We start from the raw sequence: 23,987 nt of genomic DNA, 5'->3' as shown, positions 1-23,987 counted from the left end.
AGAAGGCGATTTCCAGCCCACTGCTAATTGGTTTGAAGAAATAAAGCGCCAGACGAACACAGCCTTTTCCAAGGCCTGTGTCCCCACAGGCCCCTAACCGGAGGATAGCACTGGCTGACGCGCGGGTGTCTGTGAGGACATAGACACGGGAACCCGGCGATTACTCACGTCAAATCAATTAGCAGTGGACTAAAAGCTTAGTAAAGCATTGTTAGTAAAAGCAATATGAAGAAAATACGCAACTCGTTATCCTGCCTTTCCCTGCTGGTAACCTGTCTGTTCGGTACTCCACTATTCGCCCAATCGGACAGCGAGTGGACAGGCAAAAAGGCCGAGCAATGGTACAACAAAATGGAATGGCTAAACGGATTACCCGCCAAACCTTCCGAAACGATCAACAAGGAGGAATTTGCCAAGCGGTATCACGCCAACAAAGCCGCCTGGGATAAAGCGTTCGCGTTTTTGAAAAACACGGATTTCACCCGACTTCGTCCCGGCAAATACCCGATTGACGATGAACAGGTATATGCAACGATTTCCGAAGGACCACCGCGTGAAATTTCCAATACAAAATGGGAAGCACACCTAAATTATACGGATATTCATTTCGTAGTAAAGGGCAAAGAAAAGATCGGAATCATTCCCGTTGAGAGGCTAAAATCGGCGGTGAATCAGGAATACAGTGCCGATAAAGACATCGCTTTTTATACAACTGATGAAGGGAAATTTTACGTAGCGGAGCCGGGACTTTTTTACATCGTCACCCCAACCGAAGCGCATAATCCAGCCAACAAAGTAGACGGTTACGACGGGGTAAAAAAAGTAGTCGTCAAAGTCAGAGTAACAAATCAGTGATGAACGATGAGTGATAAGCGATGAATAAGGAACACTACTATTATCACTAATTACTCATCGTTCATCGTTTATCACTCATCACTACTAAGTACTTATGCAATTAGTGTTTTTAGATACGAAAACCATTGGCAATATCCCCAATTTGAGCCTACTGGAAAAGTATGGCCAGGTAACGTATTACGAAACAACGCAACCCGGCCAAACGCTGGAGCGAATCAAAAACGCGGATATCGTCATCTCGAATAAAGTAGTTTTGGATCAGACGACCATTGAACAGGCTACGAACCTGAAATTGATTTGCATCGCAGCTACGGGAACCAATAATGTGGATAAAGCGGCCGCTGAAAAGCGAGGTATTCCGGTGAAGAACGCAATGGATTATTCCACTCAAAGCGTGGCACAAGGAACATTCGCCATTCTGCTACATCTGCTGGTCGATATTCCTTACTTCGATCAGTACGTGAAAGGTGGTGATTACTCCAAAACAGACATATTTACCCACTTCGGCAAAGGATTCTGGGAATTAGCGGGGAAACGATTCGGTATCGTCGGACTGGGTAATATTGGTCGTCAGGTAGCTAAAATTGCAGATGCGTTTGGAGCAGAAGTTGTCTATTATTCAACGTCGGGCCAAAATAACCAGCAACCCTATCAGCGTCTGGAATTGGATGAGTTTTTACGCACCTGCGACGTCGTTTCCATTCACGCGCCACTCAATGAAAACACATCTAATTTCATCAACTATGATCGATTAAGCCGCATGAAAAAATCGGCAATCCTGATCAATGTGGGTAGAGGTGGGATTGTCAACGAAGCCGATTTAGCAAAAGCACTGGACGAAGGATTGATTGCCGCAGCCGGGATGGATGTATTCACGAAAGAGCCCATCAGTCCAGAAAATCCACTATTACACATCAAACACAAAGAAAGGCTGGCGCTTACTCCTCACGTAACCTGGGCTAGCATTGAAGCCCGGACACTACTCATGGAAAAAGTAGGGCAGAATATTGAGGAGTTTTTGAAAACCGAACACTTAATCTAACTAACTCTCACTCATGATTTACCCCTAAATCCCCTGAAGGGGACTTTGTCAATTTGCTAGTAAAGTTCCCTTCAGGGGATTTAGGGGTAAATCATAAGTGAATTAACATATTTCAGAGGTTTTATCAGCTAATAGTAGCATGAAAATCAGGGCAGCTGTATTACACGAGATGGGCAAAGAGCGCCCATACACCAGTAGCAAACCGCTTACTATTGAGGAACTTGACTTACAGCCACCACAGGCGGGTGAAGTATTGGTCAAAATCAGGGCGGCTGGCCTTTGTCATTCCGATCTGTCAGTTATTGATGGAAATCGTCCCCGGCAAATGCCCATGGCGTTAGGTCACGAAGCGGCTGGCGAAATCGTTGAACTTGGTCCGGGCGTAAACGACCTGGCCGTTGGCGATCATATTGTGTTTTCCTTTCTGCCCATTTGCAATCAGTGTATGCCCTGCATGACGGGTCGTCCGGCCCTTTGCGAAAATGGATTAGCCGCCAACAATCGGGGCGAATTAATGGGGGGAGGATTACGTTTGCACGACAGCCATCAACAGGTAGTTCATCATCATATGGGCGTGTCGGGATTTGCCGAATACAGTGTCGTTTCCCGAAAATCCGTCGTTAAAATTGATCCGACGTTGCCGTTTGAAATTGCGGCTTTGTTTGGCTGCGCGATTATGACGGGAGTGGGAGCTGTGATTAATACGGCTAAATTATCGCTGGGGCAAACGGTGCTGATTACAGGGATGGGTGGTATTGGGTTCGCAGCGTTGCTGGGCGCACTAGCCGGAGGAGCCAGTAAAATTATCGTCGCCGATGTCAACAAAGATAAATTGGACAAAGCCCTGGAATTGGGCGCTCATGCCGTGATCGATTCATCGCAGCCGGATGCGGTCGAGCAAGTGAAAGACCTGACCCGTGGCGGTGTCGATATTGGATTCGAGTTTGCGGGTGTAGTACAGGCACTGGAATTTACGTATAATGCTACCGGTCGAGGTGGTAAAACCGTTACGGCGGGTCTCCCCCACCCCAGCAAAATGTTCCAATTATCGCCAACGAAGCTAGTGGCCGACGAGCGGACCTTACAGGGTTCTTACATTGGAAGCTGCGTTCCAGTACGCGATATTCCGGCTTATATCGCGCTCTATCAGGCGGGTCGATTGCCGGTCGATAAACTGATGACGCACAAGCTGCGTTTGGATGATGTAAACGAAGGGTTTGAACGACTGGCTAAAGGCGATGCCATCCGCCAGATAATCACTTTCTAATCATGAATTCAATCAGCACGCAGGAACGTACCGAATCAAATTCGCTCATCCGAACTCAGGCGTATGTAGCCGGGCAATGGGTGAGTGCCACCAGCGGAGACACCTTTGATGTGATCAATCCCGCAACCGGCGAAACCATTGCAACGGTCACCGATATGGACCAGACCGATGTGCGAAAAGCCATCGACGCAGCCCACGAAGCCTGGCCTTCCTACCGCGACAAAACCGCAAAAGAGCGCGCTACGTTGCTCAAAAAGTGGTATGCCCTAATCATGGAAAATAAGGACGAACTGGCCCGACTTATGACCATGGAGTGCGGAAAAGTGTTGACCGAAAGCCGGGGTGAAGTCGATTATGGAGCTTCGTTTATCGAGTGGTTTGCCGAAGAAGCCCGGCGTACCTACGGCGACGTAATTCCGGCGAATACCAAAGACAAGCGAATCGTCATCATCAAGCAATCGATCGGCGTAACAGCGACTATTACACCCTGGAATTTTCCGCTGGCGATGATTACCCGTAAAGTCGGTCCGGCTTTAGCCGCAGGTTGTCCGGTCATTGTAAAACCACCCTCCGAAACGCCACTTACGGCATTAGCGGTCTCTTATCTAGCCGAAAAAGCTGGTTTCCCACTGGGCGTTTACAATACGATTACGACGTCTAAAAATGCGGAAGTCGGTCTGGAATTGTGCGAAAACAGCAAGGTTCGAAAACTCTCTTTCACGGGTTCGACAGCTACTGGAAAGCTGCTGATGAAACAATGCTCGTCGAACCTGAAAAAAATTTCGCTCGAACTAGGTGGAAATGCGCCGTTTATCGTCTTTGACGATGCCGACATTGATGCGGCTGTCAAAGGAGCAATGGCATCGAAGTTTCGAAACAGCGGACAGACCTGCGTATGTGTCAACCGATTGTATATACACGACAAAGTTTATGACGAGTTTGTAGACAAATTATCGAAAGCCGTAAAAGCGCTTCGAGTCGGGAATGGGCTGGACAATGATGTACAAATTGGCCCGCTGATCAACGAAAAAGGTGTAGATAAAGTGAAGCGCCATTTGGCTGATGCACTATCAAAAGGAGCGAAAGTGCTTGTCGGCGGACACGAACTGGAAGGACTATTTTTTCAACCTACTATCCTGACTGACGCAACGTCGGATATGATCATTGCCAACGACGAAGTATTTGGCCCCGTAGCGCCCGTTTTCCGATTTACGGACGAATCCGAAGTCATTGCCATGGCCAATGATACGCCGTATGGACTGGCTTCGTATTTCTACAGTAAAGACATTAATCGTTGCTGGCGCGTTGCTGAAGCCTTAGATTATGGTATGGTTGGCATCAACGATGGCATGATTTCTACCGAAGTCGCTCCGTTTGGCGGTGTCAAAGAATCGGGCGTCGGGCGCGAAGGCTCCAAATATGGCATGGAATATTACACCGAAGTCAAGTACATGTGCTTCGGCGGACTACATTGATAAAAGCCTGACTTCCCGTTGCTGTGTCCTCACAGCAACCTATCCGGCAGGTAGAGATACTCATTGCTGATGCATAAATTGCTGTGAGGACACAGCAACCGGAGTGTTATTAAATTGCTTTTCCTAAATCCTAACTTTTTATGCTCGAACCCGCTACTAAACCCAAACCTACGGTATCTCCTTCTCTGCTACGCCAATTGTTGCAGATTCCGGTCATAATAGCGGCTCTGGGCTACTTTGTCGATATCTACGATCTGCTGTTATTCAGTATTGTTCGCGTACAAAGTCTGAAAGATTTAGGCGTTTCGGATGCTGGTATGCTCCCTCAGGGCGTCTACCTGATTAATATGCAAATGACTGGGTTGCTGGTCGGTGGTATAATCTGGGGCATACTGGGCGATAAACGTGGTCGCTTATCCGTCCTGTTCGGCTCTATTTTGATTTACTCATTAGCCAATATTGCCAACGGGGCCGTTACGTCGGTTAATCAATACGCCCTCCTTCGCTTCATTGCGGGTGTTGGGCTGGCGGGTGAATTAGGAGCAGGCATTACACTAGTAGCTGAAATTCTGCCGAAAGAAATTCGGGGTTATGGTACTTCCTTAGTGGCTTCTGTTGGGCTTTTGGGAGCCGTATTGGCCTATTTCATTGCCGACATGTTTGCCTGGCGAAACGCTTATTTCATCGGGGGCGGTTTGGGGCTATTGCTGTTGCTAATGCGGGTAAGCGTAGTCGAGTCGGGCATTTTTACCCATATTAAAGAAAAAGAGACAGTCTCCAGAGGTAACTTTTTAAAGCTATTCTCCTCGGGGAAACAATTTCTCAAATACTTCCGCTGCATTCTAATTGGTTTACCTGTCTGGTTCGTTGCCGGAATTCTGATGACTTTCTCCCCCGAATTCGGGAAAGCACTAGGACTGGATGAACCGATTGTAGCCGGGAAAGCGGTCATGTGGGAGTACATCGGTCTGTCTATTGGCGATCTGTCCAGCGGAGTTTTCAGCCAATATCTGAACAGCCGAAAACGGGTATTGGGGATGTTTCTGATGATTACGGCCGCATTGATAGTAGTCTATTTATACGTACCTTTTCACTCGGCAAGCGTGTTCTACGCCATTTGTGTCGGATTGGGATTTGGGGTTGGCTACTGGGCTTTGTTTGTCACCATTGCCGCCGAGCAATTCGGCACCAACCTCCGGGCCACCGTCGCGACGACCGTACCGAATTTCGTCCGGGGAAGTATCAACATCATGACACCGCTGTTCCTGTTTTTTAGAGCTGAACTGGGGATTGTAAACGGAGCTTTTTTACTGGGGGCTTTAACTATCCTGATTGCTTATATGGGACTCTGGAAGATGGAAGAAACCTTCGGAAAAGACCTCGATTTTCTGGAGAAGTAATTGACAAGTGGCAAACACTTAATCTATCTGATTTTTTGTCATGCTGACGAAGGAAGCATCTTAAGGCATCCTAATTCGCTAGCTAGAATAGTTTAAGATGCTTCCTTCGTCAGCATGACAAAAAGGTTGGCTGTGTCAATCACTAACTAGTAAAATTCACAGGATTTTAGCCTTTGCATGAGTAAATTCTCAGCAACCCCTTTACCCTATGACTGTCGGACTTTTCATACCCTGTTACGTCAACCAGTTTTACCCTCAAGCAGCCATTGCTACGTTGCAGTTGCTGAGAAAACTGGGTGTCGACGTCGTCTACCCACCCAAACAAACCTGTTGCGGGCAGCCAATGGCCAATTCAGGCTTTGAGCACCTGACGCAGGAGTGCAACAATCTGTTTCTGGATAACTTTGGCCAATTCGATTATATCGTAGCGCCTTCAGCCAGTTGCGTCCTTCACGTAAAAGACCATTTGCATTCACCTGCCGATCCAGAAAAAGCCGAACGTGTCCGGTCGAGAGTTTACGAACTGGTTGAGTTTCTGACGGATGTTTTACACGTTGAAAATCTGAATGCGCGCTTTCCGCATAAAGTTGGTATTCACCAGAGTTGTCATGGATTACGCGGGCTCCATCTGGCGCAAATGAGCGAACTCAATGCGTTACCATTTTCGAAACCCGTTCGTCTTCTAAATATGGTCGATGATTTGGAACTGGTTACGCTGGATCGGGCGGATGAATGTTGTGGATTTGGGGGAACGTTTTGCGTAGCCGAAGAAGCTGTATCCGTCAAAATGGGCAAAGACCGCGTGCTCGATCACGAACGCAATGGTGCTGAATACATTACTTCCGTTGATCTTTCCTGTCTGATGCATTTGGAAGGAATTTTACAACGGAGAAAAAGTGCTGTGAAAGCCGTACACATCGCCGAAATTCTAAACGCAACCTTGTGATGGAAAAAGGAACTCAAGATCACGCGACTTTAGCCGAGAAGTTTATTGAAGATGAAGAGCGCGTCAACTGGCACGACGGGGCTTTGTGGTGGATTCGGCAAAAGCGGGATATGGCCGCCAAAAACATTCCCGAATGGGAAGCCCTGCGCGAAGCTGCCTCCCAGATCAAAAGTAATGTGCTCTCGAACCTGCACGATTATTTACTGGAATTTGAAGCCAACGCGACGAAAAACGGCATCAAAGTACACTGGGCTGCCGACGCGGCAGAACATAACGCCATTGTCTATTCGATCCTGAAAGAGAAAGGTATCGAGCAGATGGTCAAGAGCAAATCTATGCTCACCGAAGAATGTCACTTGAACGAATACCTGATCGAGCGGGGCATCGACGTGATCAATTCCGATTTGGGTGAATACATCCAGCAATTGGATAATGAGCCGCCTAGCCACATTGTGTTGCCCTGCATTCACAAGCGGAAAGAAGAAATCGGCGAGATTTTCCACGAACATCTAGGCACCGAAAAAGGCGTCTCTGACCCGACCACCCTTACCCGATTTGCCCGCCGGCACCTTCGCAATGTATTCATTACCCGACGAGCCGCGCTCACGGGCGTGAATTTCGCTGTGGCCGAAACAGGTGAATACGTGGTCTGTACGAATGAAGGAAACGCTGATATGGGCGCACATTTGTCCGAAGTACAGATTTCGTCGATGGGTCTTGAAAAAATCATTCCGAAGAAGGCTCACCTCGGCATATTCCTTCGATTGCTAGCTCGAAGCGCCACCGGACAACCGATTACAATCTATTCCAGCCATTTCAAGAAGCCGCGCAAAGGACAGGAAATGCACCTGATTCTGGTCGATTTTGGCCGAAGTCGTCAGTTGGGACGGCCCGACTTTCGGGATTCTTTAAAGTGCATTCGTTGCGGCAGTTGCATGAATACGTGTCCGGTTTACCGAAAAAGTGGCGGACTCAGCTACCATAATACGGTTTCTGGTCCAATCGGCGCGATTCTGGCCCCCAATCTGGATATGAAAAAGCACGCGGATTTACCGTTTGCGTCGACTCTTTGTGGTTCCTGCTCCAACGTTTGTCCAGTTAAAATCAACATCCACGAGCAGTTGTACAAATGGCGACAAGTGATCGTACAAGAAGGCTATGCGGCAAACACCAAAGTATTGGGTATCAAAGCTATGGCCTGGACGTTTTCATCGCCCTCTTCGTATTCAACGATCGGGAAAGCGGGTCGATGGGTGTTGAATAACATTCCGTTTGCGGTCAATAACAAGTTCAACCCCTGGTACAAACAACGCGAAATGCCCGAAGGCCCTAAAGAATCCTTCGGCGAATGGTACGCTAAAAACGGGTCGAAAGAAGAGAAGAAATAATGACAACAAAAGAAAGCATATTGGCGGCCGTTTTACGGAACCAGCCGCCAGCCAGTCCTTTGCCAGATATTAGTGCGTTTCAGGGCACTGATGAAGGCATCATCGAGACTTACGCTGAAGTGTTTAAAGGCATTGGCGGACAGGTGTTTGTGGTTGAAAGTCTGGATCAAATCACGAGCCTGATTCGTGACAATTTCGATTCTACACTTCGTATGATCACCACATTACCCGAGTTGAAAGACTCATTTGAATTGCTCGACCCCGAAGCTGATCCGCACACACTCGACAATGTTGAGTTGGCTTTGATTCGGGCCGAATTGGCGGTTGCGGAAAATGGTGCCGTTTGGCTCCCCGAACAACGGATGGGACAACGCATTGTCCCCTACATCTGCCAACATCTTGCCGTAGTAGTCGATACGGAACGCACTGTTCCGACCCTGCACGAAGCCTACGGCAAAATTGGCGAGGGCGATTATGGCTTTGGCGCCTTCATTGGTGGCCCATCCAAAACAGCCGATATTGAACAAGCATTGGTCTTGGGTGCCCACGGCCCCATTTCGATGACCGTATTTATTCTGAACTAGTTTAATGTTTCAGGTTTTTACACTATCCCGTATCTGTGTCCTCACAGATACCTATGCGTCAGCAAAGATTGGCTTACCGGAAAAGTATCTGTGAGGACACAGACACGGGAAGGCAGTAGACGATCTAATCTATTGTAGAAACAATTAATAGGTAGCCTGAAACTTAAAACCCATTTTCAACTTTTACCCTACCCCTATGCTTACCGATTCGATTAGTATCCGCGATAATCTGAAAGAGGAGTACCCTGATGTGTATACACCCGAAGCGCTTTCTGCCCTCGAAGCAATGGCTCCGTTCAACAAGCGGATCAAAGAAGTGATGGACGCGCGAATGAAACGCCGGGCTTCTCGTCAGCAAACCAAAAGCAGAATCAGTTTCCTCGATCCGGAAAGCACCATTCCCGGAACAGGAATTAACGTTCAGGATGCGCGCGACGGTAAGTTTGAAGGAGCCATTATTCCGCCTGATTTACAGCGTCAGTGGATACAGGGAACCGGCCCGGCAGCGAAGCCCAATACGCCCGTCGAAAGTAGCATTCGGAATGTGGCCTATGCACTACTTTCGGGAGCTGACGGCTGGATGTTTGATGGTGAAGATGCATTGGGGCAGATTACGACGATGTCGCTCGACAACCAGCGTAATCTGAAACTGGCGATTCACAAAGACCCAATCTTCCTGAACGTTGCGGAACAGGTCGCAACGGAAATGAATCGCTGGGCCGAGTCGTTTTTAGGGCACGCTACAATCAGTAACTGGGAAGAACAACTGAATTTCACGACGAAGATCTTCCGGGCACGTGGACTTCATTTGGATGACCGTCATATCCGCGATGCAGACGGCGTAGCGATGGCTGCGTCTATTGTTGATTTAACGCTCTACGTGGTCAACAATTATCAGGCACTGCAAAAAGCAGGTTCGTCGATTGTGCTGTATCTGCCTAAAATTCAGACAGCAGAAGAAGCGGGCGTCTGGAACTCGTTGATCAGCGCTCTCGAAAACCATCTTGACTTAGCCGAAGGGACGATAAAAGTATATGTGCTGGTTGAACAGTTGGAAGCGACGCATCAGCTTATTGAAATTCGGGCCGTTTTGGGTAAGCATTTTGTAGGCTTCAATACTGGTCGTTGGGATTATATTAACAGCGTATCCGATGCGATGGCCTGGGACAAAACCTTCGTCAATCCAAATATCGAAGCCATTACGATGACCTACGGCTACATGCGGAATTATGAAGACCGCGTTCGACGGACAGTTAACACGCCCGATATAAACGGCAATTTCGCCTTGTGGCAAGGCGGTATGGAACCTAATATTCCAGTCGGTTCTGAGGCTGGTGTAGCCGCCAGTATGCAGAAAGCCGTAGCGGGTGCCGAACGCGAGCAACGCGAAGGAGCCAGCGGAAAATGGGTTGCTCACTGGAAAATGGTACATATTGTCCGGCCCGTCTGGGAGAAAGTTGGGCAAGCCAATCAACTCGGCCGCGAATTCCCTCGATTAACCTATACGCAACAAGATGCTGATGGCCTGATCCAGTTGGAGCCAGCACCAACCGATATTCGGGGTGCTCGGAACCTACTGAGTGTGGCAATACAATATGGCAACGCGTTTGGTCAGGGCATGCAGGCGGCTGCGCTCAAAGCTGCTGATTTCTTCGGAAACGATGATATTTTATATCTGATGGAGGATATGGCTACGGGCGAAATCCGGCTCAGCATCTTGTGGGAATGGCTGCACAAAGGCGCTATTTTAACAGAAGCCGATGCCGAAACGGGCGTCAAAGCGGGTGATGTTTTTTCGGAAGAAATATACAAAACCCTGCTCGAACAGGAATACAACAAATTACTGAAAGCCAGCAATAAAGACGTCTTCGATGCCTCAAAAACCACAACGCTACCGATTTCGAAAGAGATTGCCACCGTGTATGTCTTGAGCGATGTAAAAGCGCCCTGGTTTATCGATTTGCTAAACATCAACCTCAACAATACCGATCTGGGCGAAGCTAAAGATCGAATTCGGTTGTATATGGATACGCTCGTCAACGAAGGCAAGCGCATCACCGAAAATCTTGATTTTGTAGCAATAAGCTAAACTGCATTCCCCGTGTCTGTGTCCTCACAGACACCTATGCGTCAGCAACGCTTACCATCCGGAAGAGTGTCTGTGAGGACACAGACACGGGGTTTTGAAATGCAATTCAGGTTGGATTTTACGTAAATCCCGGCTTATTTATGGTACTAATAAGGCTGATCGCTATTGTAATAGGTATAGCGGGTTTTCTCTCGATGACCCGGCTGCCTTTTGCGGATAAACCGGAGGATAATCGGTTTACGCGGGTTGTCTTAGCCGAGAAACTGAATGAACCCATGGCATTGGCTCCGCTGGAAGATGGACGGGTACTATTCATCGAACGTAAGGGAGCCATTCATCTATTTGATCCCTCAACAAATCAGCAAAAAGTCATTACTACGATTCCCGTAAGTACAACATATACCAATCGGGAGGGCAAGGTGCGCGAAGCAGAAGATGGTCTGATGGGCATTGTTCCTGATCCTCACTTCGATCAGAATCATTGGCTGTATTTGTATTACGCGCAGGAAGGGTCAACGGCGCAGAATGTGATTGCCCGCTACGAGATGCAGGGTGATACATTGCTAATGGATTCGAAAAAAATCCTGCTGGAAATTCCGACTCAGCGCGAAGAGTGTTGCCATACGGGCGGTGGCATGGTATTCGATCTACAAGGCAATTTGTGTTTGCTGACAGGCGATAATACAAGTCCATTTAGCAGTTTGGTTTCTGGGTATGCGCCCATTGACGAACGCCCGAATCGCAGTCCGTGGGATGCGCAGAAATCGGCATCGAACACAGCGGATCTACGCGGCAAACTGATTCGCATTCACCCTGAACCCGACGGAACCTACACGATTCCTAAAGGCAATTTATTTGCTCAGGGAACGGCTAAAACCCGTCCAGAAATCTATGGCATGGGCCTACGAAATCCCTGGCGGCTCTCTCGTGATAGTCGAACGGGTTTTCTGTATTGGGGCGAAGTCGGGCCAGATATGAAAGATTCGGTTGGATTAGGACCGTATGGGTACGATGAATTTAATCAGGCTCGAAAAGCGGGCAATTTCGGTTGGCCGTACGTGGTAGGCAACAATGCCACTTATTGGGATCGGGATTACGCAACGGGCAAAGCGGGTAAGCAATTCAATCCAGATAAACTCATAAACGATTCACCGAACAATACAGGCTTACTTAAGCTACCACCCGCGCAGAAAGCCCTGGTTTGGTATTCGTATACCGCATCAAACGAGTTTCCGTTGATGGGCAATGGAGGCCGTAGCGCAGTAGGTGGCCCGATCTATCACCGAGCTGATTTTAAGCAGGCTGAGCGGCCATTCCCTGATTATTACGAAGGGAAATGGCTGATCACCGATTTTATGCGGGGCTGGATTATGGCCGTAACATTAGACGAGCAAAGCAATTACGTATCGATGGAGCGATTCCTGCCCCACGAGCGCTTCGATAGCCCGATTGATATGAAGTTTGCCGCCAGCGGTGATTTATACCTATTGGAATATGGAAGTGCTTGGTTCAAAGGCAACGATAATGCTCGCCTGGTGCGCATCGAATATAATAGTGGCAATCGCAAACCAGTCGTACAAGCGTCTGCCAATAAAACGGCGGGAGCGGTTCCGCTCAACGTAGTATTTTCGTCAGCGGGCTCTACTGATTTTGATCATGACCCACTTACGTATCAATGGCAGATTATCCCGAAAGATGGCGGCTCTGTGCAAACGTTTACGACAGCGAATCCAACCGTTGTGTTCGATAAACCCGGACTGTATACAGCTCAGTTGACCGTGACAGATGTTAAGGGAGCCACGAACAGCAAAACTCTGGACATAAAAGCAGGAAACGAACCACCTGTCGTGACGATCAATCTTCAGGGCAACAAAACCTTTTTCTTCCCGAAGCGATCCATTAGCTACGCCGTTCAGGTAACCGATCAGGAAGACGGGAGCCTGGCGAATTCGGGTCTAACTTCAAGACAGATTACTCCCAATCAGGTAGCCGTTAGCCTAGATCATCAACCCGAAAGTTTTGATCAGGTGGCGGTAGCGATGAGCCATCGGAGTGTTGATGAATCCGTTAATGAGGCCGCTGCCGAGCGACTGATTGCGACAACGGATTGTCGTGCCTGTCATACTGTAGATCGGCAATCGGTGGGTCCGCCTTATCAACGAATTGCCCAGAAATACAAAGGCGACCAAACGGCAGTCGAGCGATTGGCGAAGAAAGTCATTAGTGGCGGGCGTGGTGTTTGGGGCGAAGCGACTATGCTTTCTCATCCTCAGCTATCTATGGCTGATGCATCGACCCTTGTGCGCTACATTCTCAGTTTATCAGGCGAAACAAAAGCGGCTCAATCTATGCCGGTTTCGGGCACCTATACGTTCGTAACGCCTGAAAGTCAGGCAGGTAAAGGCACTTTCATCCTGCGAGCGGCCTATACGGACAGAGGAACGTTTTCCCTTCCACCCATTACGGCTGAAAAAGTCATTATCCTACGCAGTCCGGTTGTGTTGCCAGAACAGGCAGATACTACCAAAGGTACCGAATTGACTACCGCCCAGAATCGGCAATTTTACATGGTTGGTTCTGGTTCGTATTTAGGCTATTCAGCAATTGATTTAACCGGGATTACCCAAATTGATATTATGGCTCAAGCTCCCGTTCGGGCTGATGCGGCAGGTGGTAGCGTTGAGATTCGTCTGGATTCGCCAACAGGCAAGTTAATCGGTGAGACCCCGAGGCTAACCAATCGAGCGCCAATACCATCCACCGCTGACGGGTCATCAGTGAGACGCCGGACGCCCGGTATTACCGCTACACTGACCGAAACAACGGGTATGCATGACGTTTATTTCGTCTTTAAAAATGCGGATGCACGACCGAATCAAGTCTTGATGCAGGTAACATCCATTGCTTTCAAACCGACGGAATTATCGACTAAATAGTTGGGGTCATAGCTCATTTTTTGTCATCCTGACGCCAGGAAGGATCTCAAGATTTAATGATCCTCAAATAAGGATACTTTAAGATCCTTCCTGGCGTCAGGATGACAAAAAATGGCAAGTCGAGTAGCCATAATCAACGTTAACTAGTATTGGGATTAACCAATCATCAAGAAGCACTACAGAAATCCATGACCATGAAACGATTAAGTGTACTCCTTCTTTTAATTGGAAGTCTGGTCAACGGATTTGCGCAGCGCGTGTTGATTCAGCAACTTACGCCATCTCCACAAAGCCAGTATGCGACTGGCCAATTTACTAAAGCCTTACTCGCCCGCAACTATAAAGTATTGCAAAAGGCTGGAGCCCCTGATTATACAATTTTGTTAGCCGCAAATAAGCAGCAGCTTGGCCAGGAAGCGTTTACGATTGATCGGCAGGGAACGCAGATCATCGTGACGGGAGGTGATAATCGAGGGTTGATTTATGGATGCCTATCACTGGCGGAGGATATTCAAAACGGGGTTTCACTCCAGAAGCTAAGTGTTCGTCAGGAGAAGCCGCATTTACCGTTGCGCGCTATCAAATTCGATTTGCCGTGGGATACGTATCGGCATAGTTACGCGCTGGATTTGCATTATAATACCTGTCGGGATACGCTCTATTGGAAAGCGTTTCTGGATATGATGGTCGCGAATCGATTCAATGCGCTGAGCTTGTGGAATTTGCATCCGTACACCTATATGATTCGGCCAACCAATTTCCCAGCCTCAACGCCGTTCAACGATCAGCAATTGAAAGAGTGGCAAACGTTGTTCCATGCCATTTTTCGGATGGCGCATGAACGGGCTATTGACACGTATCTGGTGCCGTTTAACATTTTCACTAGCCCCGAATTCTCGAAAGCGTACAACATCAATCCCAAACTAAACAACCTGACGCATCACCATTTTATTGATGGCGATACATCTGAAATTGTTAAACGCTACACCCGCGAGTGCGTCACCCAAGTGCTTAAGGAATATCCCGAACTGACAGGTTTCGGTTTGACATTGGGCGAAGCGATGGGCGGGATGACGCCCCAGCAACGTGAAGACTGGATGAAAGCAACCATTATCGAAGGCATGCGATTGTGTGGCCGTAAAACCAAACTCATTCACCGAATTCCGTTTTCCAGTACCACCGGTTCGTTGGGCGTTACCAGCATCGACACAGAAAAGCTGACTCGTAAATCCATTGAAAAAGAAGGCGAACTAGATTTTATCGAAGGGCCAATCTGGGCTGATTTAAAGTACAACTGGTCGCACGCCCATTCGACACCTACGCTGGTGAAAGTACATGGCGGCAAGTTGTATGATACCTATTTTAAACCCGACCCCACGGCCTATAAAATCACCTGGACGGTTCGGAATGAGGATTTCTTTTGCCTGCGCTGGGGCGTTCCTGATTTTATCCGGGCGCACATTGCAGCGAACAATCAATCGTATGTCGGCGGTTATTTTCTGGGTTCCGAAACGTACATTCCGGCTAAAGATTACTTTACGACTCCTGGCGGACCTGTAAACTGGAAATATGCCTTTGAGCGGCAATGGCTATTCTATAAACTTTGGGGGCGACTATTATACAACCCCGCTACGCCGGATGCCATTTTTAAGGCTGAATTTGTTCGTCGGTATGGCGCGTCATCCGCTCCCCTACTGGAAGCGTATGCGCTTTCCTCATCGACGGCTTTACGGCTAGCGTCTGCCGTGGATTTTACCTGGGATTTCTCGCTGTATAGCGAAGGGATGATGGCGTTCGATGCGGCCAAGAATGTTTCGTACATTTCTGTTAACCAGCAAATTACGCAACCGACTTTAGATCCAAACTACGTATCGGTTGCTGATTACGTGAAAGCAACAGCGAGTGGCGGTTCGTTTGGCGCTGAAAAAATTACCCCACCGATTCTGGCGAAAATGCTCGAAACCGATTGTCGAAAAGCGTTACAACTTGTTCAGTCGATTAATACCTCAAAAGATCGCTCGCTGCTTTATGAAGTTGCTGACGTAAAAGTTTGGGCTAATCTGGGATTACATTTTGCCGAAAAACTAAAAGCTGCCGTCGCTTTACAAACCTATCGAACCACAGGTCAGGAAGCCCAGAAACAGACTGCCATCCAGCACCTGAAAGCTACGCTTCACTATTGGGATGCAGTTATTGCTATTACCCGCCCGCTCTATAATGATATGCCACTGGTTCATCTTACCGAGGAAAAAGGTCATTCCTGGGAGGAAAATAATAAGCTCCGGTTCCATTGGGAAAAACTCCGGCCCGACGTAGCAAAGGATATCGGGATCGCTGAAAAAGCCCAACCAATCGCCGGGAAGTGATTGATTGGGCTTAACTGCTTTTATTTCACGAAAGTTATTCGGTTCGTAAGCTTTTGACGGGATTGACCAAAGCCGCTTTTATGGCTTGATAACTAACCGTTAAAATAGCGATGGCAATAGCCAGCCCACCGGCCAGGACAAAAATCCACCATGATAAGTCAATCTTATAGGCAAAATCTCCTAGCCACTGGCTCATGGCGTATCCGGCAATGGGCGAAGCAATCGCCAGAGCAATAAAAATCAGCTTCAGATAATTAGTCAGCAACAGCGTGACGATGCTGGCAACGGATGCTCCCAGGACTTTTCGAACGCCGATTTCCTTCGTGCGTTGATGCGTTGTGAGCGCTGCCAATCCGAACAAGCCCAGGCAGGCAATCAACACTGCTAACCCGGCAAAAACGCCAACCAATCGACCAGTTCGCTGGTCAGACTGGTACATGGTGTTGAATCGTTCGTTTAAGAATGAATATACAAACGGGCTGTCGGTCTCTGCCTTCCACCGCTGTTCGATGGTCTGTAGAAGGCTGGGAATATCGTCTGTCTGTATCCGTAGAGCCAGTTGACCATTATCGCCCCCATAAAATAAAATTAGCGGAGCAATACGCTGATGCATGGATTCGAAATGGAAGTCCTTCACCACGCCAACCACCGTGTACGTACGTCGCCCATCGCCCACCGTAGACAACTGCTGACCGATAGGCTTTTTGAAGCCATACGCTCGAACGGCCGCTTCGTTGATAAGGGCTGCTGAATGATCGGAGGAAAATGCCTTCGAAAAGTTGCGTCCCTGCGTCAGTTGTATTCCTAATGTAGGCAGGTAATCTTCGTCGACGAAATAGGTTTTTGACAGGTGATTACCGGTTCCAGCGCCATCCCGAAACTTAATACCATCCTGACTCTGACGCGATGGGCCGGCGGGTAAAAAACCGGCCAATGCCACCCGAACCACAGGCGACAACTTAGCTAACTCATCTCTAAAGGCAGTCAGTTTTGACCCCAGTACCTGCGTATCGTGTAAAACCAACACCTGTTCCTTGTCGAAACCAACCTTCTTATTTTGTATAAACCGGACTTGTTGATTCGCAACAATTGTAGCGATAATCATACCGATTGATACCACAAACTGACCCGTTACTAACGTATTACGCAGCCAGCCGCTACGTAAGCTAGCCTGCGCTTTTCCATTTAGCACCGTAATGGGTTTGAACGACGACAGTACAAAGGCCGGGTAACTTCCGGCCAACAAGCCGATTATCAGACAGGTCAACAAGACGCCAGACAAGATCTGACTGTTGAAAATGTCACCGAGGCTAAACTGCTTTCCAGCTAATGCATTAAAGCCGGGTAATAACAGCAAGACAAGCCCCAGAGCCAACAGTAAGGCCAGCATGGTCAGCAGGACCGATTCGGCCAGAAACTGACTGACCAGTTGCTTACGAACAGAGCCCATCACTTTACGGATACCAACCTCTTTAGAGCGTCCGGCTGATCCGGCGGTGGATAGATTCATGAAGTTAATGCAGGCCAATAGCAGGATAAATAAGGCAATCGCGGAGAAGACGTACACATAGTTAATGCTGCTGTTCGGTTCTAGTTCATTATCCAAGTCGGAGTACAAATGAATGCCCGTTACGGGTTGGAAATCAAAGCTCAATCGGTTGCCTTTCTGCAGGAACTCAGGCAGGCTAAGCCCGAGAAACTCCTTGATTTCGGGCGCTACGTATTTACGAACAAACCCCTGACTTTGCGCTTCTACCTGCCGGATAGTGGCCCCTTCCCGTATCATCAGATAAACATACGCACCACTGGCCACCCATTTGGCGCCCTGATTAACAGACGAAAACGAGCCAAACATATCGTAATGAAAATGAGTGTTTGACGGAATGTCGGCACAGATGCCAGTCACCCGAAACAGCCCCAGATTACCCATCGACAGCGTCTTTCCGATAGGGTCAGCCTCGCCAAAATACTTCCGGGCCGTCGTTTCGGTAAGAACCACTGTTTTGGGCTCAACGAGCGCATTCGCCACGTTGCCTTTTCTCAAAGGAATTGTGAAAAATGAAAAGAAATTTGAATCAACAAAGGCTACTCTTTCTTCTTTAAACGTGTCGTGATCATGTTTAACCAGCATATCACCGTCGTCGCGCAGACGAGTAACCGTCTCGACAGCCGGACATTCATCCAATAACGCTTTTCCGGCCGGTTCGCTCGTATACGCGTAATGGAAATCGGATTCCCCTAATCGGCTATTCAGCGTCATACGATATAGCCGGTCGGCATTGGCATGGTAGCGGTCATAGCTCAGTTCGTGCAGAACGAAGAGAACAATCAGCAGGCAGGTGGCCAGTCCCACAGCTAAGCCAACAATATTAATGGCCGTAAACGCTTTATGCCGCCACAGATTTCGAAAAGCGATGGTTAGATAGTTTGAGAGCATATCGGTAAATAGCAGTTTAGGGTATTCGTTGTTAGAGTTGTAGAACGGTTCGGGGGTTGGTCTCTTTGCAAAAAAGGGGGTCAGGCAATGCAGCACCGCCCATATATAGGCACGTCGGGCGCGGGCAAGGCCAACTCGAGCAACCTGCTTATGGAAGTCTTCATGCAAGTCACCCTGAACATACTCCAGCAAATGAGGGGCGACAAACCATTCCAATAACCTGTCAGCCCAACGGGGCGGCCCGACAATTTGGGGTGACTGGCGGTCAGGTTGAGGAGAAGATTGCTTTTGACTCATGACTTCAGTTGGCTTAAAGGCCTAATAATTGGAGTTTGCCCTGAGGGATTGCCTCCCACAACCGAGTTCGCATTTGCTGAATTTCCATCAGCACCCGTCCTCCTTCAGTCGTCAGCGCAAACAAGCGCTTACTTCGCCCCCCGCGTTCGGCCGTCGCACCCCCTACCGAGGATGACAGGAAACCCTTTTCTTCGAGTCTATACAGGGTTGTGTGTACCGCGCTAATCGTAAAGTTTCGGCCCGTTTGGGCTTGTAGCTGCTCCATAACCGGAACCCCATAGACTTCTTCAGCACTCGCAGCCACTACCAGCAACACCAACTCTTCCAACTCTCCCAGTATGGTTTTTTTCATCAATACGTAAGTGAACTTATTAGATACAATATTTTAAATCAAATGCCATGCCAGCCGTAAAATATAGCTTCAGTGCGGTTATAGCCTCAATTAAAGCGGAAGCCTTGTCCAGAAACGGACGAATCGTTGTCCACGATTGGACAGGACTCATTGATCCATAATTGCGAGAGTGTAGACCGGTGAGGGACCAGCCTATTGCGAATAATTGTATTTTTATTAAATGGATACTCCATTCAATAAGTAAGCAAATGGCCTATAAACACTTTGTTCCGTAGGGTGGTTGGACGTGTATAAAAGCCCCTAAAAGTGTCCAAAATCTGGTTGAGCAGTCTAAAATGCAAATTACATACTCAACAGGTTAAAGCACCCCCTACTAACTAACATGAATACAACAAATTCAATGGCCTCCGAAAACGCTTTTATCGTTGAAGCGGAGCAAGCAATCGATCCTACCCTTCTGGAACAATTCTGCAATCTGGTGATTAATTGGAACGGCAGAGGGACATCATCTAATATTAAGTTTCAACGTATTCGGGAAGCCTGGCGACTAGCCCAGCGAGACTCTGAATAAGTTCGAATAAGTATGAAACTTACCCCAATACGTTATGCCCAATATAGCGCCCATTCAGGTGGCTTAAGGGTTGTTCATCTACCTGAGCTAGACACTCAGCCGTTTGCCTGTAGTGGATTTCTGGCGATCAACAGTAATACCGCTTACGTCGATTTAAGTACCTACAAACGGTTCGATAAAGCCGATATTGCCGAACGAAACGATGTCCTGCAACGATTGGTGCAGGTAGCCAATTTTGGCACTATTCGTACGATAGCCGGGAGAACTTTTCTACTCTCCAGAGAATTTACGGCAAAAAACAACCCGGCTCATCTGGCCGGGTGTTTGTGGAACCTAATCCATTCTATACATAAGAATTTGACGTACTTACGTATTCGGAAAAGGTTTGGATTGGTTAAATAGAAAAATAGTTTTAGGACTGTCGTATACGGTACCGTTCAGGTAAGATCTCACCATCTTTATCTTCTGATGGCTTTCTTACCCCTTTATCCTTCAACATCTGACCTATCCCATTCGCCAGGTAGATCGACGCTTCGATCTCTGCTTTGCGAATAGCGACGCTTTCGATATTGAAGCCGAACGGAATTGAGCGTTCCATACAGAATGTAGTCAGAGCGGAGGCAATGTCGAGGCATATCTGTACTGATTTTTCAAGTATATCCTCCGATTTTTTAAGTTCTTCTTTCAGTTCATCGGGTACGTGAATGCCTAACCACTCCATAAAATGCAGTGTCTTGGCTGATCCGCAGGCCGTAATGGTGAAAATAACAGTCGGAGGGGTTTTATTCTCCCCCCGACAGCGGAGCATCAGATCGTCAATAACCTGTTTGGCGTAATCAAGATTAAAAATGCATTGGGAAATAAAGTACGATACCCCGCAACTCATCTTATCCAGCATTCTGACATCTTCATCATTCAGCATGTTATGCCTTTCCGGGATGGTCACAGCCCCGATAACAGAAGTGGTCTGGTGCTTACTCCAGATCTGGTAAGCCTCCGGCAGGCTCGTTTTGACCGGGAAGTCCGGCGCCGGAACGCCAACAAAAACGGGATAGAATTTATGATCGTGCAGCTCTTCCAGCCAATCGGATAGCTCTACAGGAGAAAATTTACCGGCAGGTCGGTAGATTATTTTCGGGATGGGTAATTCTCCCAGATAGCCAGAAGCAAATATGAGCGGATCAAGGGCCGTTAAAAACGGAAAGGGTCTTTCTTCTGTTGTCCGAGCGGATTCATCCTGAACGTCATATACCACAAGTGCATCAATATCCAGGGTAGAGAGTCGTTCAATTGTTTTTTGGGCAATCTCGGCAACTCGTTCAGAGGGAGTACTGGATTTTGGAGGAGTAATGCCGTAAAGCAATACGCCTGATTCACCGGATTTGATCTTTTCTAGAAACATTGTGGTACTTAAACTACGAATTCAGACTTCTTTCCTGTTCAAAAATAAACGCATCTTCTTACTACTCGCCTGTTCGTTTACGCTACCGAATACGTCGGAGAGTAAACGGACAGGCGGCCTAACTGGGTGCAAAATAACGCCCTTTTCGTAAATTATGCTTCTACGTTGATCTGTTCCCGTGCTTGCCGGGCGGCAGCTACCATATTCTCTAAAGCCGCTTTGGTTTCTGGCCATTTACGAGTCTTCAAACCGCAATCGGGATTTACCCATACGTTTTGTGCTGGCAACAGGTCTGCGGCTTTCAGCAAAAGTGCCACCATTTCGTCTGTGCCTGGAACACGTGGCGAATGGATATCGTAGACACCGGGACCGATTTCATTGGGATAGTTAAAATGGGCAAAGGCCTGTAGTAACTCCATCTGCGAACGCGAAGTTTCTATCGTGATTACATCAGCATCCATAGCTGCTATGTGTTCAATGATATCGTTAAATTCACTGTAACACATATGGGTATGTATCTGCGTCTGATCGGCAACGCCACCTGCCGTAATTCGAAACGCCTTTACGGCCCAATTCAGGTAGTGAGGACGCTTGGCCTTGCGCAACGGCAATCCTTCACGGATAGCGGCCTCGTCGATCTGAACAATCCCGATACCGGCTGCCTCCAGCGCCAACACTTCATCACGGATTGCCAAAGCAATCTGGTTAGTAGTGACCTCTCGTGGCTGATCGTCGCGCACAAATGACCATTGCAGGATCGTTACCGGGCCGGTCAACATGCCTTTCATCGGCTTCTGGGTCTGTGCAGCCGCAAATTTGCTCCAGCGTACGGTCATGTCCTTCGGTCGGCTTATATCTCCATAGATCACGGGCGGTTTCACGCAGCGGCTCCCATAACTTTGTACCCAGCCATTTTCGGTAAAAAGGAATCCATCGAGCTGCTCACCGAAATATTCCACCATGTCGTTCCGCTCAAATTCACCATGAACCAACACATCGATTCCGATTGATTCCTGCCAGCGAATCGCATCGATGGTAGCCTGCTCAATCGACGCTTCGTACTGCTCAATTGGTAGTTGCCCTTTCTTTAATTTGGCGCGCAACTGACGAATATCATCCGTTTGCGGGAATGACCCGATCGTGGTGGTCGGAAATGAAGGTAAGTTGAAACGCTCGTGCTGTAGTCGCTGACGAACGGGGAAAGCACTGACACGAGTTGCGTTGGCCTCGGTGATGGAGGCCACCCGATCTTTCACTGCCTGTCTGTGTACTTTTTGCGATGCCCGACGGCTTTCGAACGCTTTTCTGTTGGCTTCCAGCAAAGCCTGGTTGCCCAGAGCAATCTGCCTGAGTTCACTAATTTCCTTTAGTTTTTGTTTAGCAAATGCCATCCAGTTTTTGATCTCCGGATCGAGTGTGGTTTCCAGCTCAAGATCGATCGGGCTATGTAGCAGCGAGCAGGATGGGGCAACGATCACTCTGTCGGTACCCAGTTTTTCAACCGCTTTATGGATCAGGTTTAGCGATTTTTGGTAATCGTTTTTCCATACATTACGTCCATCTACCACACCTAAGGAAAGCTTCAGATTGGCGGGAATCAGGGCAAGTACTTCATCTAACTGCTCCGGCGCACGAACTAGGTCGATGTGCAACGCAGCCACCGGAAGATTGACCGCTACGTGCGTGTTGTCCAGCAAAGCGTCGAAATAGGTAGCGACCAACAACTTAACATCACTTACCTGGCTGGCAATGCTGCGATAAGCAAAGTCGAAGGCATCTTTCTCTTTTTTAGTAAGATCAAGTACGAGACAAGGTTCGTCTAACTGAATCCATTCAGCACCTGATCGGCTCAGGCGATTAATAATATCCACATAAACCGGGACTAATTTCTGGATCAGGTCGATGCGGTCAAATCCGGGTTCTTTTTCTTTGCCCAGCAGCAGATAACTGACTGGACCAACCAGTACAGGTTTGGCTTTCTGTCCGAGCAATTGTCTGGCGCTATCGTATTCAGCAAACACGCTTTCCTGAAAAATGCGAAACGCCTGATTGGCTGTAAATTCGGGTACGATATAATGGTAATTGGTATCCAGCCACTTGGTCATTTCCATGGCTGTTATATCAAGGCCATTCTTCTGATAGCCACGGGCCATAGCGAAATAGAGATCAATGGCACGGTTGTCTTTTACCTGCGATAACACGGGTGAGTAACGCTGTGGAATTACGCCCAACAACAGGCTCATATCCAGCGTCTGATCATAAAAACTAAAATCATTACAGGGAATTATATCGAGACCAGCTTCTAATTGGGTTCGCCAGTTTTCTTCTTTGATTCGATGAGCAACCTGTGTCAATTCTTCCAGGTCAATCTTGCCTGCCCAATACTGTTCACAAGCTTTTTTAAGTTGTCTTTGTCCACCAATTCGAGGGTAGCCCAGGTTTTGCGTCAGCATTTTCTCTACAAAGTAAAAATCTGAAATAGAATAAAAAACTACACAAAACTATATATTGAGATTTATTCTCTACTTTATTGAATATATTTCAAAAAATAAATCTACAATCACCAAATTTGCAGACAAT

Annotated in this window: 17 protein-coding genes; 13 read left to right on the top strand and 4 right to left on the bottom strand. The window is 47.9% G+C overall.

The features are described from left to right. Nucleotides 1–225: 225 nt before the first annotated feature. From ACYVE4_RS33955 to ACYVE4_RS33905, 11 genes are all read left to right on the top strand, one after another. The gene (locus ACYVE4_RS33955; RefSeq protein WP_461044872.1) at nt 226–855 is read left to right on the top strand and encodes a NanQ anomerase/TabA/YiaL family protein; all 630 of its coding nucleotides are present in this window, start codon (nt 226–228) and stop codon (nt 853–855) included. Between the two features lie 94 nt (nt 856–949). Beyond that, nucleotides 950–1,897, top strand: a complete 948-nt coding sequence (locus ACYVE4_RS33950) for a D-2-hydroxyacid dehydrogenase (RefSeq protein ID WP_461044871.1) — start codon at nt 950–952, stop codon at nt 1,895–1,897. A 139-nt stretch (nt 1,898–2,036) separates the two neighbouring features. Next, the gene (locus ACYVE4_RS33945; protein ID WP_461044870.1) at nt 2,037–3,164 is read left to right on the top strand and encodes a zinc-dependent alcohol dehydrogenase family protein; all 1,128 of its coding nucleotides are present in this window, start codon (nt 2,037–2,039) and stop codon (nt 3,162–3,164) included. A gap of 2 nt (nt 3,165–3,166) precedes the next feature. Then, complete coding sequence (locus ACYVE4_RS33940; protein ID WP_461044869.1) at nt 3,167–4,639, top strand: NAD-dependent succinate-semialdehyde dehydrogenase; 1,473 nt, start codon at nt 3,167–3,169, stop codon at nt 4,637–4,639. A 140-nt stretch (nt 4,640–4,779) separates the two neighbouring features. After that, nucleotides 4,780–6,039, top strand: coding sequence for an MFS transporter (locus ACYVE4_RS33935; protein ID WP_461044868.1), 1,260 nt, complete (start codon nt 4,780–4,782; stop codon nt 6,037–6,039). Between the two features lie 208 nt (nt 6,040–6,247). Further along, entirely contained in the window at nt 6,248–6,985 is a 738-nt protein-coding gene (locus tag ACYVE4_RS33930; RefSeq protein ID WP_461044867.1) for a (Fe-S)-binding protein, read from the top strand. Continuing rightward, entirely contained in the window at nt 6,985–8,373 is a 1,389-nt protein-coding gene (locus tag ACYVE4_RS33925) for a lactate utilization protein B (RefSeq protein WP_461044866.1), read from the top strand. Before ACYVE4_RS33930 ends, ACYVE4_RS33925 begins: the two co-directional genes overlap by 1 nt. After that, on the top strand, nt 8,373–8,957 hold the full coding sequence (locus tag ACYVE4_RS33920; RefSeq protein ID WP_461044865.1) for a LutC/YkgG family protein: 585 nt from the start codon (nt 8,373–8,375) through the stop codon (nt 8,955–8,957). Before ACYVE4_RS33925 ends, ACYVE4_RS33920 begins: the two co-directional genes overlap by 1 nt. A gap of 196 nt (nt 8,958–9,153) precedes the next feature. Further along, nucleotides 9,154–11,046: a malate synthase gene (locus ACYVE4_RS33915; RefSeq protein WP_461044864.1), complete on the top strand. Its 1,893-nt coding sequence runs from the start codon at nt 9,154–9,156 to the stop codon at nt 11,044–11,046. A gap of 140 nt (nt 11,047–11,186) precedes the next feature. Beyond that, the gene (locus ACYVE4_RS33910; RefSeq protein ID WP_461044863.1) at nt 11,187–13,982 is read left to right on the top strand and encodes a PQQ-dependent sugar dehydrogenase; all 2,796 of its coding nucleotides are present in this window, start codon (nt 11,187–11,189) and stop codon (nt 13,980–13,982) included. A gap of 188 nt (nt 13,983–14,170) precedes the next feature. Further along, nucleotides 14,171–16,348 carry a beta-N-acetylhexosaminidase family protein gene (locus ACYVE4_RS33905; protein ID WP_461044862.1) on the top strand — a complete coding sequence of 726 codons (2,178 nt, stop codon included), beginning with the start codon at nt 14,171–14,173 and terminating at the stop codon, nt 16,346–16,348. 34 nt (nt 16,349–16,382) lie between these two features. Here the strand turns inward: ACYVE4_RS33905 and ACYVE4_RS33900 are convergent, their stop codons facing one another. Then, nucleotides 16,383–19,082 (bottom strand): ABC transporter permease, encoded by a 2,700-nt coding sequence (locus ACYVE4_RS33900; protein WP_461044861.1) that lies wholly within the window; start codon nt 19,080–19,082, stop codon nt 16,383–16,385. A 13-nt stretch (nt 19,083–19,095) separates the two neighbouring features. After that, entirely contained in the window at nt 19,096–19,434 is a 339-nt protein-coding gene (locus ACYVE4_RS33895; RefSeq protein WP_461044860.1) for a PadR family transcriptional regulator, read from the bottom strand. A gap of 382 nt (nt 19,435–19,816) precedes the next feature. Here ACYVE4_RS33895 and ACYVE4_RS33890 point away from each other — a divergent pair, with 382 nt between their 5' ends. Then, entirely contained in the window at nt 19,817–20,005 is a 189-nt protein-coding gene (locus tag ACYVE4_RS33890; protein ID WP_461044859.1) for a hypothetical protein, read from the top strand. 12 nt (nt 20,006–20,017) lie between these two features. Further along, entirely contained in the window at nt 20,018–20,407 is a 390-nt protein-coding gene (locus ACYVE4_RS33885; protein WP_461044858.1) for a hypothetical protein, read from the top strand. A 10-nt stretch (nt 20,408–20,417) separates the two neighbouring features. On the opposite strand, the gene ACYVE4_RS33880 is transcribed toward ACYVE4_RS33885, so the two are convergent. Both ACYVE4_RS33880 and metE read right to left on the bottom strand, forming a co-directional pair. Then, nucleotides 20,418–21,407, bottom strand: coding sequence for a methylenetetrahydrofolate reductase (locus ACYVE4_RS33880; RefSeq protein WP_461044857.1), 990 nt, complete (start codon nt 21,405–21,407; stop codon nt 20,418–20,420). Nucleotides 21,408–21,559: 152 nt separating this feature from the next. Then, a complete protein-coding gene (metE, locus tag ACYVE4_RS33875) occupies nt 21,560–23,860 on the bottom strand; it encodes a 5-methyltetrahydropteroyltriglutamate--homocysteine S-methyltransferase (protein WP_461044856.1) in 2,301 nt (766 codons plus the stop codon). Between the last annotated feature and the right edge of the window lie 127 nt (nt 23,861–23,987).

The organism is Spirosoma harenae (assembly GCF_054776975.1).
Note: the sequence above shows the minus strand (reverse complement) of the source record. Positions and strands in the feature narration are given on the sequence as shown.

What these genes read in the sequence shown, in the direction of transcription:
- ACYVE4_RS33955 (WP_461044872.1), top strand. Translation starts at nt 226, where the DNA reads ATGAAGAAAATACGCAACTCGTTATCCTGCCTTTCCCTGCTGGTAACC.
- ACYVE4_RS33950 (WP_461044871.1), top strand. Translation starts at nt 950, where the DNA reads ATGCAATTAGTGTTTTTAGATACGAAAACCATTGGCAATATCCCCAAT.
- ACYVE4_RS33945 (WP_461044870.1), top strand. Translation starts at nt 2,037, where the DNA reads ATGAAAATCAGGGCAGCTGTATTACACGAGATGGGCAAAGAGCGCCCA.
- ACYVE4_RS33940 (WP_461044869.1), top strand. Translation starts at nt 3,167, where the DNA reads ATGAATTCAATCAGCACGCAGGAACGTACCGAATCAAATTCGCTCATC.
- ACYVE4_RS33935 (WP_461044868.1), top strand. Translation starts at nt 4,780, where the DNA reads ATGCTCGAACCCGCTACTAAACCCAAACCTACGGTATCTCCTTCTCTG.
- ACYVE4_RS33930 (WP_461044867.1), top strand. Translation starts at nt 6,248, where the DNA reads ATGACTGTCGGACTTTTCATACCCTGTTACGTCAACCAGTTTTACCCT.
- ACYVE4_RS33925 (WP_461044866.1), top strand. Translation starts at nt 6,985, where the DNA reads ATGGAAAAAGGAACTCAAGATCACGCGACTTTAGCCGAGAAGTTTATT.
- ACYVE4_RS33920 (WP_461044865.1), top strand. Translation starts at nt 8,373, where the DNA reads ATGACAACAAAAGAAAGCATATTGGCGGCCGTTTTACGGAACCAGCCG.
- ACYVE4_RS33915 (WP_461044864.1), top strand. Translation starts at nt 9,154, where the DNA reads ATGCTTACCGATTCGATTAGTATCCGCGATAATCTGAAAGAGGAGTAC.
- ACYVE4_RS33910 (WP_461044863.1), top strand. Translation starts at nt 11,187, where the DNA reads ATGGTACTAATAAGGCTGATCGCTATTGTAATAGGTATAGCGGGTTTT.
- ACYVE4_RS33905 (WP_461044862.1), top strand. Translation starts at nt 14,171, where the DNA reads ATGACCATGAAACGATTAAGTGTACTCCTTCTTTTAATTGGAAGTCTG.
- ACYVE4_RS33900 (WP_461044861.1), bottom strand. Translation starts at nt 19,082, where the DNA reads ATGAGTCAAAAGCAATCTTCTCCTCAACCTGACCGCCAGTCACCCCAA.
- ACYVE4_RS33895 (WP_461044860.1), bottom strand. Translation starts at nt 19,434, where the DNA reads ATGAAAAAAACCATACTGGGAGAGTTGGAAGAGTTGGTGTTGCTGGTA.
- ACYVE4_RS33890 (WP_461044859.1), top strand. Translation starts at nt 19,817, where the DNA reads ATGAATACAACAAATTCAATGGCCTCCGAAAACGCTTTTATCGTTGAA.
- ACYVE4_RS33885 (WP_461044858.1), top strand. Translation starts at nt 20,018, where the DNA reads ATGAAACTTACCCCAATACGTTATGCCCAATATAGCGCCCATTCAGGT.
- ACYVE4_RS33880 (WP_461044857.1), bottom strand. Translation starts at nt 21,407, where the DNA reads ATGTTTCTAGAAAAGATCAAATCCGGTGAATCAGGCGTATTGCTTTAC.
- metE (WP_461044856.1), bottom strand. Translation starts at nt 23,860, where the DNA reads ATGCTGACGCAAAACCTGGGCTACCCTCGAATTGGTGGACAAAGACAA.